The sequence below is a fragment of the Erwinia sp. S43 genome, assembly GCF_016624745.1.
In the GTDB taxonomy this organism is placed as follows: Bacteria; Pseudomonadota; Gammaproteobacteria; order Enterobacterales; family Enterobacteriaceae; genus Erwinia; species Erwinia coffeiphila.
This window is the reverse complement of the sequence record NZ_JACVTX010000033.1, coordinates 48,605-60,032: the sequence shown is the minus strand read 5'-3', so window position 1 is coordinate 60,032 and position 11,428 is coordinate 48,605. Positions and strand designations below refer to the sequence as shown.

The 11,428-nt window shown below is 56.9% G+C and carries 5 protein-coding genes; all 5 read left to right on the top strand.

Features of this window, described 5'->3' with window-relative positions:
* Positions 1–2,985, top strand: a 2,985-nt coding sequence (locus IBT47_RS24360) for an Ig-like domain-containing protein (RefSeq protein WP_200563623.1), incomplete at its 5' end; no start/stop codon positions are given.
* A 218-nt stretch (positions 2,986–3,203) separates the two neighbouring features.
* A complete protein-coding gene (locus IBT47_RS24355) occupies positions 3,204–4,637 on the top strand; it encodes a TolC family outer membrane protein (RefSeq protein WP_105591148.1) in 1,434 nt (477 codons plus the stop codon).
* Complete coding sequence (locus IBT47_RS24350; protein WP_200563621.1) at positions 4,634–6,832, top strand: type I secretion system permease/ATPase; 2,199 nt, start codon at positions 4,634–4,636, stop codon at positions 6,830–6,832. Before IBT47_RS24355 ends, IBT47_RS24350 begins: the two co-directional genes overlap by 4 nt.
* On the top strand, positions 6,813–8,069 hold the full coding sequence (locus tag IBT47_RS24345) for an HlyD family type I secretion periplasmic adaptor subunit (RefSeq protein ID WP_200563619.1): 1,257 nt from the start codon (positions 6,813–6,815) through the stop codon (positions 8,067–8,069). The genes IBT47_RS24350 and IBT47_RS24345 overlap by 20 nt, the downstream gene beginning before the upstream one ends.
* Before the next feature lie 20 nt (positions 8,070–8,089).
* Positions 8,090–11,260 carry a glycosyltransferase gene (locus tag IBT47_RS24340; RefSeq protein WP_200563617.1) on the top strand — a complete coding sequence of 1,057 codons (3,171 nt, stop codon included), beginning with the start codon at positions 8,090–8,092 and terminating at the stop codon, positions 11,258–11,260.
* The last annotated feature ends 168 nt before the right edge of the window (positions 11,261–11,428 follow it).

Here is an 11,428-nt window from a genome sequence, read left to right as displayed (position 1 = left end):
GAACCGGGTGCCTCCATCACCGTTCGTGATGCTGACGGCAACATTATCAGTGTCCCGGGTGCTGTGGTGGGCGAAGACGGTAACTTCACCGTGAATCTGAGCACGCCTCAGACCAACGGCGAAACCCTCTCCGTGACCCAGACCGATGAAGCGGGCAATCCGTCCGAACCGGCAACCGTTGAAGCGGGCGATACCACGCCTCCGGCACAGGTTGACGATCTGGAAGTGGCGGAAAACGGCCTGAGCATCAGCGGTACCGGCGAACCGGGTGCCTCCATCACCGTTCGTGATGCTGATGGTAATCTGCTCAGCCTGCCGGGTGCTGTCGTGGGCGAAGACGGTAACTTCACCGTACTGCTCAACGCTGCGCAGACCAATGGCCAGACACTGACCGTGATTCAGACCGATGAAGCGGGTAACCCGTCCGAACCGGCAACTGTTGAAGCAGGCGATACCACGCCTCCGGCACAGGTTGACGATCTGGAAGTGGCAGAAGACGGACTGAGCATTACGGGTACCGGTGAACCGGGTGCCTCCATCACCGTTCGTGATGCTGACGGCAACATTATCAGTGTCCCGGGTGCTGTGGTGGGCGAAGACGGTAACTTCACCGTGAATCTGAGCACGCCTCAGACCAACGGCGAAACCCTCTCCGTGACCCAGACCGATGAAGCGGGCAACCCATCCGAACCGGCAACCGTTGAAGCGGGCGATACCACGCCTCCGGCACAGGTTGACGATCTGGTGGTAGCGGAAAACGGCCTGAGCATCACCGGTACGGGTGAGCCGGGTGCCTCCATCATCGTTCGCGATGCTAACAATAACGTGATTAGCGTAGCGGGTGCTGTGGTAGGCGAAGACGGTAACTTCACCGTCAATCTGACATCTGCGCAGACTAACGGCCAGACGCTGACCGTCATTCAGACCGATGAAGCGGGTAACCCGTCCGAGCCGGCCACCGTTGATGCGGGCGATACCACGCCACCAATCGCGCCAACGGGTCTGAGTATCACTGAGGATGGTCTGACGATTACCGGTACCGGCGAACCGGGTGCCTCCATCACCGTACGCGATGCTAACAATAACGTGATTAGCGTAGCGGGTGCGGTTGTTGGGGAAAACGGTAGCTTTACCGTCACCCTGTCTTCACCTCAGACCAACGGCCAGCCGCTGACCGTGCTGCAGACCGATGAAGCGGGCAACCCATCGCCAACTGCACCGATCGTCGCTCACGACTCAACGCCACCGGATACACCAACCGCGCTGTCAATCAATGCGGCAGGTACGGTGCTGACGGGTACCGGTGAGCCTGGCTCAACGGTGACGGTGAAAGATGTTAACGGCAATACCATCAGCCCGGCGAACGTGAAAGTTGGAGAAAACGGTACCTTCACCGTGAATCTGACAGCGGCACAGACTAACGGCACGCAGCTGTCGGTAACACTGACTGATGCCGCGAATAACCCATCTACGGCTGGGCATGTTAATGGGGCGGTTCTTGTCTCGGCACATGACGATGCGGGCCAGGTTAACTTCTCCACCCAGAGTAATACGGTGACCAGTCCAACCACCATCGCTCCAGCTAGTGGACAGGCGCTTCTGGGTGTGAACCTCGCTGACCTGCTCACCGTTACACTGCTCGGCAATCAGCCTCACCTGACGTTCTCTGTCGGTGCCGGTGACTCTCGTACCATTAACGTTACAGGTACAGTTACAGGTCTGCAGGTTGCATCTACTGTCAGTGCCGTTCTGTATGTACAAAACGCGAATGGGACTTACAGCAAGGTTGAAAGTCACAATATCTATACTGTGCCACTCCTCTCAGCAACACCGAGAACAGGTTCGGCATCCTTTACCGTACCGAGTGCGGGCAATTATATCGTTGTGCTGTCATCAACCGGCGTTAATGCCCTAACCACCAACACCCTGACAGTGGGTTCTGACACAACAACATCCGTGGTGACACAAACCGCTCATGTTGACGGAAATCTGCTGACGAATGATACCACTGCAGCTAACGGTAGCATTCCAGCGGGGGCACATGTCACCACCGTTAACGGTACAACGCTGAACGCAACGGGCTTCACCTCGATTACCACAACATACGGAACCTTGTTGGTTAATCAGGCTGGTGCTTACACCTATACGCTGAACTCGGGTGTGAAAGTGACCGCGCTACCGCCAACTGTCACCATTGGCTATCAGATTGTCGACCATCACGGCGTCACGTCCGGAGCTAACCTGGTAATCACGCTGCACAACGGTGTGGCTACGGTCAGCTCGCTGATGGCGCTGGATTCACTCGACGGTCTGGACGGTGATACGTCTGTGCACGGCAACGTTCACGATGCGGATACCACCAATCATGCCGGCGCAACGCTGGGTATTGATGGCATCAGCCTGAGTGAAACCGGTACGGCAACCACCACGGTTGACGGTCTGTACGGAACGCTGACTATCAACGCTGACGGTTCCTATAGTTATGCACTTAACGAAGGAATTACAGCGGCTGATATCACCAGCAAAGAGGTGTTCTCTTACACCCTGACCGACACCGATGGAACGGTAACGCTGAATTCACTGACCATTGATTTGGCTCCAACAATCAACGGCACCAGTGAAGACGACTCTGTCTCCGGCAGTGCCTACAACGACACCTTCACGCTGGGTGACGGAGCAGACACGGTGGTTTATCACCTGCTGGATCAAGATGATTCAACCGGCGGCAACGGTGCGGATACCTGGACCGACTTCACCGTCGGTGAAGATCACATCGATGTCAGTGAACTGCTGCAGGGCTGGGACGGTTCGGCCGCCACCATCGGTAACTATGTCTCGGTAGAACATACCGACGACGGCAATACCGTGGTGTCGATTGACCGTGACGGTGCAGGAACGCAGTACGACTCAACCGAACTGATTACTCTCGAAAATGTGACCGTTACCCTGGACGAATTGCTGCAACAGCACAATACTTCCGTGTAACTAATGTTTGAGGGATATTTCAGTGGCACAGGGATGTGCCAAAAAATGTAACGTTATTTACTAACGGGGGTAGTGTAGCCAAGGGCTGCCGCACCCCCGTTTCCTGTTACGGTTTGCCTGAAGGAGTACGCGGATTGTTAAATGTTACAACAGTAAAACCCCGCAGACGGGTGAAGCATGTAAGAGATCAGCAACAGCGAACAGGAAAAAGAATTTCTATGATTCGTCGCGTAAAACGCAGTACGGCAGGCTTATTAATGCTGACCGGTGCTTTATTTCCACTGGCTCCGGCCCAGGCCGAAGAGCTGGATGAAGATTCCTCCTCGCGCATCAGCGCACAATATCTAGTTTCACAACAGGAATTACCCAGTCTTAACGGTGAAATCACCGAACCCATTATCGAAAATAGCTCGCAACCCCTTGATATCACCAAAGCGGTACAGCGCGCGGTACAGTGGCACCCCGCGATTAGTGAACAGGTGGGCAAGCTGTTTGAGCAGAACGAGCAGGTCAATTACGCCCGCTCCAAGTACTACCCGCAAATCAGCGGTGGAATGAACAACGGCATTACCAACACGTACAGTGGACACGGTTACAGCCCGTCGCTGGTGCTTTCGCTATCGCAGATGCTGTATGACTTCGGTAAAGTCGACAGTTCGGTGCGTTCAGCGAATGCCGGCGTGGCACAACAGCAGGCTAAAGTATTGGTGAGCATCGATCAGGTCGCTCATGATACGGCCGCCGCACTCGTTCAGGTTCAGGGCTATCAGGAACTGGTTGCTATCGCGCAGGCGCAGCTGGACTCGCTCAACACCATCGGCGGCCTGGCACGTGAACGTAACGATCAGGGGGCCAGTTCCCTCTCCGATGTGGTACAGACCAACACACGTATTGAAGGCGCACGCGCTACGCTGATGCAGTATCGCGCTAACCTTGACCGCTGGCGCGCAACGCTGGCCACCTATCTTGGCTGGAAAGCTGTAAACCGCGTCAATAATGATTTCCCCACAAAGCTGGGGAAAGCCTGTGAAGTTACCCAGGTTGACGATCGCTTAATACCTTCCGTGCTGGCGGCCTGGGCACAAGCCAATCAGGCACAGGCCCAGCTGGATTATGCCAATGCCCAGCGGATGCCGACCATCTCCCTGGAGCCGGAAGTCACTCACTACCTCAACGATCGCTATCCAAATAATCAGTCGCTGGATCGTACTCAGTACTCTGCCTATGTGCGGGTGCAGATGCCGCTGTATCAGGGCGGCGGTCTGGACGCGCAGCGCGCAGCGGCAGCACACACGCTGGAAGCCGCTAATGCAATGGTTCGCTCTGCCCGCCTGGATGCACGTCAGCAGCTCAGCGCTTCGCAGAATGAGTCGATGAGCCTCAGCACGACGCTGGCCATTCAGGCCCGCCAGCAGGCACTCGGTGAAAAAACCCGCGAGCTGTATCAACAGCAGTATCTGCAGCTTGGCACCCGTCAGCTGCTCGACGTGCTGAACGCCGAGCAGGAAATTTATCAGTCCCGTTTTACCGAGCAGCAGACCATCGCCCAGCTGCGCACGCTGCAGCTGGACTGTCTGTACAGCACGGGGCATATCCGAAGTGCCTTTGCACTGGATAACCAGAAGATCCAGCAGGTGGAGATCCAACCATGAGTCAGCTGCACCAGGAACCTCTCGAACCCGATAACGGCGAGAATAATAATGAGAAAAGCCATCTTCACGACTGGGTGACTGCCATTGGACACATCGCCAGACACTACCGTCTGGAATACTCCCCCGGCGGCCTGCAGGCTGCGGCCAGCTGGCAGATGGATAAACCACTGGCTTCCGTGATCCAGAACCTCGGTCGCCAGGCCGGGCTGTCAGGGCGTTTGCTGAATGAAAAAGACAGTGAGATCTCTAACTGGCGGCTGCCACTGGTGATCCAGCTGAAAGACGGCCAGGTGGGAATTATCGAAAGCTATGACGGCCTGGACACCGTCGGCGTCAGCTTTATCAGCGACGCCCAGCTGGTGACCCAACTGCCGTTTTCCGAACTGCTGCCGGAAATCCGCCATATTGCCGCCTTCCGCCCGGTCGCTGTGGCAAAAGATATCCGTGCCGATCGCTATCTGGCTGAATACACGCCGAACTGGCTGCGCAACCTGGTCCTGCGCGATATCCGCCCCTACTGGTATGTCATGCTGGCCTCGCTGATCATCAATATTATGGCGCTGTCCGGCATCGTTTTCTCGATGCAGGTTTATGACCGGGTGATCCCGGCGCAATCGTACCCAACGCTGTATGTGCTGTTTGGCGGCGTGATGATTGCGATTCTGTTCTCCTTTGTTATGCGTATTGCCCGCGGGCATATTACCGATCTGTTGGGAAAACGCGCCGATTTGCGCGTTTCTGACCGGGTATTTGGCCACGCGCTGCGCCTGCGTAACAGTGCGGTCCCCCGCTCTACCGGCAGCTTTATTTCACAGGTTCGCGAGCTGGAGCAGGTGCGAGAAATGGTCACCTCCAGTACCGTTTCCGCCATCGTCGATATGCCGTTCTTCCTGCTATTTATGGGCGTTCTGGTGGTGATTTCTCCACATCTGGCGTGGATCGCGCCGGTCGCCACCATCCTGATGCTGGTTCCCGGCCTGCTGTTGCAAAAGAAACTGGCCCGGCTGGCGCGTCAGTCCTCGCTGGAAACCACATTGCGTAACGCCATTCTGGTAGAAAGCCTGCAGGGGTTGGAAGATATCAAGCTGATGCAGGCCGAGCAGCGCTTCCAGCAGCAGTGGAACAGCTATATTCAGATCACCGCGCAGTCCGGTTTAAAAACCCGCCGCCTGACCCAGGGACTGATCAGCTGGGGGATGACGGTACAGAATCTTGTCTATGCCACGGTAGTGATGATCGGTGCCCCGATGGTGATTGAGGGTGAAATTACCACCGGTGCGATCGTTGCGGCCTCGATGCTTTCCTCACGCATGATTGCGCCGATGACCAGCCTGTGCGGCGTGCTGGCACGCTGGCAGCAGGTCAAATCGGCGAAGGACGGTCTGGATAACATCATGCAGCTACCGGTGGAAAACGGCGGCGATGAAGCCCGCGTCCACTGCGCCACGCTGTATGGCGACTACCAGTTCAAATCCGCTGTGTTCCGCTACGACCTGGATTCCAATCAGATACCGCTGCGTGTAGCCAAGCTGGAGATTCGCCGCGGCGAGCGTATTGCGGTACTCGGCCGTAACGGGGCCGGTAAATCCACCTTCCTACAGGCGCTGGCCGGTGGCGTTGAGCTGGCTGAAGGTGAGCTGCGGTTAGATAACCTTAGCCTGCCGCATATCGACGTGGCCGACCTGCGCCGCAATGTCGGCCTGCTGACGCAGAACGCCCGCATGTTCCACGGTACGCTGCGCGATAACCTGACGATGGGTGCCCCTCATGCCCGCGACGAGGATATCTTTGCGGTACTGGAAGTCTGCGGTGCCGCAGACTTTATCAAGCGCCTGCCGCTGGGACTGGAACATAAAATTATGGAGGGCGGGCTGGGCCTGTCCGGCGGGCAGCGTCAGTCCATTCTGCTGGCGCGTATGCTGCTGCGCGATCCCAATATTGTCCTGCTTGATGAACCTACCGCCTCTCTGGATGAACACACCGAACGTGACTTCCTGCAGCGCCTGAGCGGCTGGCTGGCCGGCCGCACGCTGATTATTGCCACCCACCGTGCCGCCGTACTGGAGCTGGCTGAACGGGTACTGGTTCTGAAAGACGGTCAGTTGGTTATGGATGCACCGAAGGATAAAGCGATGAATCGCGCCGAAGAGAAAAAACGTACTCAGGAGATCGGTGATGAAAGCAAATTTGCCTGATTTGCCCGCCACGCTCGACGCGGCGCGCCTACCTGCTCCAACCTACAATGCCGCGGCCATCTCGCTGGCGGATGATGTTGATGGCATTCACAGCGATGAAGTCAAACTCTCCGGCGCAACGCGGATTGTCTGGCTTTGCGGACTGATGCTGGCGGTGATCGGCGTCTGGGCATGGTTTGGCACGCTGGACGAAGTCTCAAACGGTACCGGTAAGGTGATCCCCAGCACCCGAGAGCAGGTGCTACAGTCGCTGGACGGCGGGATCCTCGGCGGCCTGAACGTGCGTGAAGGTTCCCGGGTTGAAGCGGGAGAAATTGTCGCCTGGATGGACCCGACGCGCTCGCAGTCCAACGTTGGTGAAAGCGCGGCGCGCTACAGAGCGGCACTGGCTTCAGCCTCTCGTCTGACGGCGGAAGTTAACGACCTGCCGCTGACCTTCCCGGCCGAGCTGGATAAATATGAATCGTTGAAAGCGACCGAAACCCGGTTGTATAACACCCGACGCGCACAGCTGAAAGGGTCGGAAACACAAATCAATGAAGCGCTGGACCTGGTAAAACGCGAGCTGCAAATCACCGAGCGACTGGCCACCACGGGTGCTGCCAGTAACGTGGAAGTGCTGCGCCTGCGCCGTCAGAAAGCGGACCTTGACCTGAAGTTGACCGATCTACGTTCGCAATACTACGTGCAGGCGCGGGAAGAGATGGCGAAGGCCAATGCGGAAGCCGACTCGCTGGCGGAAGTGATAAAAGGACGTTCCGATTCAGTCGATCGCCTGACCGTGCGCTCGCCGGTACGCGGCATCGTTAAAAATATCAAAGTGAACACCATCGGCGGCGTAATCCCCCCTAATGGCGATCTGATGGAGATTGTCCCGCTGGACGATCGCCTGCTGATTGAAACCCGCCTGTCACCGCGCGACATTGCCTTTATCCACCCCGGCCAGGACGCCCTGGTTAAGATCAGCGCCTACGATTACGCCATCTACGGCGGGCTGCACGGCGTGGTTGAGACCATTTCTCCGGATACCATCCAGGACGAAGTGAAGCCGGAAATTTACTACTACCGCGTATTTATCCGCACGGACGTCGACTATTTGCAGAATAAAAATGGCAAACGATTCTCCATTTCACCCGGAATGATCGCGTCGGTGGATATTAAAACCGGCGAGAAAACCGTGATGGATTACCTGTTTAAACCGTTTAACCGCGTAAAAGAAGCGCTCAGAGAGCGTTAATAGTCTCTGGAGGAGATGAGATGTCATTAAGCAAACTATTGCAGGCAGCCCGTGTTTCTGCCGAAAGCATGACGACCACAGCACTGCCGGAAGGTCATCCCGGCTGGGTACTCTTTTTCAGTCTCTGTCACGGTAATAAACGTGCGCATGTCCATATCGCCAGCGGCAACAGTTTTGAACAGGCCTGGAGTGAAGGCGCGGGAGCGCTGCAAAAATGGAATAAAAAACAGAGCCGCGCACCACTCTGGCTACGGGTTGACGTGGTAGATCAGGTGCGCGCGGTGAGCTGGGAAGATTTGCAGCGTGAATTCGGCAAAACCAAGCGTAATTACTTCGGCTGCGGGCTGTCGCTGGACAGCCAGTTCACCCTCGCCATGCTGCCTCAGGAACTGTGCGCCAACGCCGTACTGTATGAAGGCAATAAAAACCTGGCAACGCCGAACGTGATTAATCTGGCCAGCTATGGCCGCCAGCGTTTTGGCCAGCCGCTCAAGTGGCCGCAGCGTGATGATGAAACCATCTGGTGCTTTACCACCAGCGGCGTATTTACCGACGGTACTCAGACCCTGCCGCTGGAAAATCGCGGGCTCAACGCGGGCTATCGCCGCATCGATAACTGGCCGGGTGAAACGCTGCCTGAAGTGATTAACAGCGCCACCAGCTTCCTGGCCGAACAGGTAAAATCATCCGGTGAATTTTATTACGGCTGGTTCCCCTGCTTTGACCGCCCTATCGACTCCTACAACGCGCTGCGCCACGCCAGTTCCACCTATGCCCTGCTGGAAGGCTGGGAGAAAAGCCAGCAGCCGCAGCAGATGGAAGCCGTTGAGCGCTCGCTGCGCTACCTGACCGGCAAGCTGATCCACACGCGCAAACTGCCGGACGGCAGCGATGCCGATTTCCTCGTGGATACGGGAAATGAGATCAAGCTGGGCGGTAACGCCGTCTGTATTCTGGCGATGGCAAAATACACCGAACTGACCGGCGATGAACGCTATCTGGCACAGATGGAACGGCTGGCAAACGGCATCGGCTTTATGCAGACCGATAAGAAGTCGTTTGTCCACGTGCTGAACTTCCCCAGCCTGTCGGTGAAGGCGGAACAGCGCATCATCTATTACGACGGTGAAGCGGCGTTTGCGCTGATGCGGCTGTACGGCATTACACGCAATCCGCGCTGGCTGGAGATCGTCGAGCGCGCGTTTGACTACTTTATTGAGAATAAACACTGGCAGGCACACGACCACTGGTTGAGCTACTGCGTTAATGAACTGACGCTGTACCGCCCGGAAGAGCGCTATTTCAAGTTCGGACTGGATAACGTACGCGACTATCTGAATTTTGTGCTGACGCGCATCACCACTTTCCCGACGCTGCTTGAGCTGATGATGGCGGCGCAGAAAATGATCGTGCGGATGGCCGCCGATGAGCGCCACGCCCATCTGCTGTTTGACTTCGACCTGAACAAATTCTACGAGGCGCTGGAGTTCCGCGCCCGCTACCTGCTGAACGGCTTCTTCTGGCCGGAACTGGCGATGTTCTTTAAAAACCCCGAGCGTATTGTTGGCAGCTTCTTTATCCGCCACCACAGCTTCCGAGTGAGGATCGATGATGTTGAACACTATCTGTCTGGCTATGTCGCCTACCATAACTACCTCCGTCAGCCATCCCATGAACAGGCGGCCGCTGTGAAGGCCTCGGTAGCGGCTAAGGCCCTGGCCGCGCGCGGTGGCCCGCGCAAATCAGGCGATCCACGCGTGCTGTTCCTGTGCGAAAACCTGCGCAACGTCGGTAACGGCATTGAAGTGGCGACGATGCGCCGCGTCAGGCTGTTTAAAGAGTATCTTGGCGTGGTGCCGACCATCCTGATTTCATCGTTTAACCCGGTGCTGGAAGAAACCACGGAAGCCTTTAAGGCGGCCGGTAAGCTGCCGGCAGAGACTCAGGTGATGAGCATTTATCAGTGGCTGTCGCCGCTCTGCGATAGCAAAAAACTCGCGTCGCTGGCGGCGATCCCGCAGGGCGTGCTGTTACGTTCAACGGGGGCTAAAGACGCGCCGCTGCGCGTGTTGCAGTATGCGCTGCCGGGACGTGAAGGCGAGCTGAGCTTTGAAGATTATGTCGACAGCCGTCAGCGTATCGTTCTGCGCAAGCACTATACCCAGCGCCAGCAGAGCAGCCTGTTGTCCAGCATTGAAGTCGGCCAGCCAAACGGCGAGAAACTGAGCTGGCGCAGCGACGCGGCGTTTGTCGCAGCGATGGCGATCATGTGCCTCGATCCGCGTACCGAATGGCACTTCCTGGTGGATAAAAACCGTCCATGGAGTGAATTTATCCGCCTTGCGCCACACCTGCACTGCAACGGCACGCTGACCTCGCTGTTCCACTCCACTCACCTGCTGGCCGATGGCAAGCTGAAAGCGGGCTATGCGCGCGTCCTCGACAACGAGAAAAACATTGACCAGCTGGTGGTGCTGACCGACGGGCAGCACCAGGCGCTGCTTAACGGCGGTTTCCCGGCTCAGCGCCTGCGCACCATTTCAAACCATATTGATAACCCGCAGGCAGCGAAGAAAATCAGCAAGAAGGCCAGTAAAAATGTGGTGTACATGGCCCGCTACTCCGAGGAGAAACGTCACGGGCTACTACTGCGAGTATTTGAAAAAGTGCTGAAGGCGGTGCCGGATGCGCAGCTGCATACCTGGGGCGTTGGCCCACTGCGTGCTGGCCTGATTAAGCAGGTGCAGGACAAAGGCCTGACGAAAAATATCCATATCAATGGATTCTCCGCCGATGTTGAAGACATCCACCGCCAGGCCTGCTGCGCGGTACTGTGTTCCGACCAGGAAGGTTTCTCGCTGTTTGGCCTGGAAGCGCTGGCCTACAGTACACCGCTGGTCAGCTTTAACGTCGATTACGGCCCGCGCGATCTGCTGAGCAACTTCAAGGCAGGCGTGCTGGTTGAAGACGGCAACGAGCAGGCGCTGGCGGATACGCTGATCGATCTGCTTGAGCATCCGGGCAAACTGCGCACCATGCGCGGAGCCGCTGCACGCAGCGCGGCACGCTTCTTTAGCCCGGTAGTGGCGGAGAAATGGCAACAGTGGTGGGATGATATGCGCCAGCTTGCGGCCGATCGCGAACAGCAGGCGCTACCAGCCAGCCTGGAACGTGCTGCAATCGGCCAGTAATGCTTTGCCGTGCCGGTAGACGTTACGACCGGCATTAGGAGCATCATGGTCTGAGGCATGACAACATTTATTCAATCGTTGACGGGGCGGACTTTCCGCCCCGATATCGTCACCATCCGCAATGTTTCTGGTCACACTCACACCAAAGCGCACATCCCCGTTCTGGTT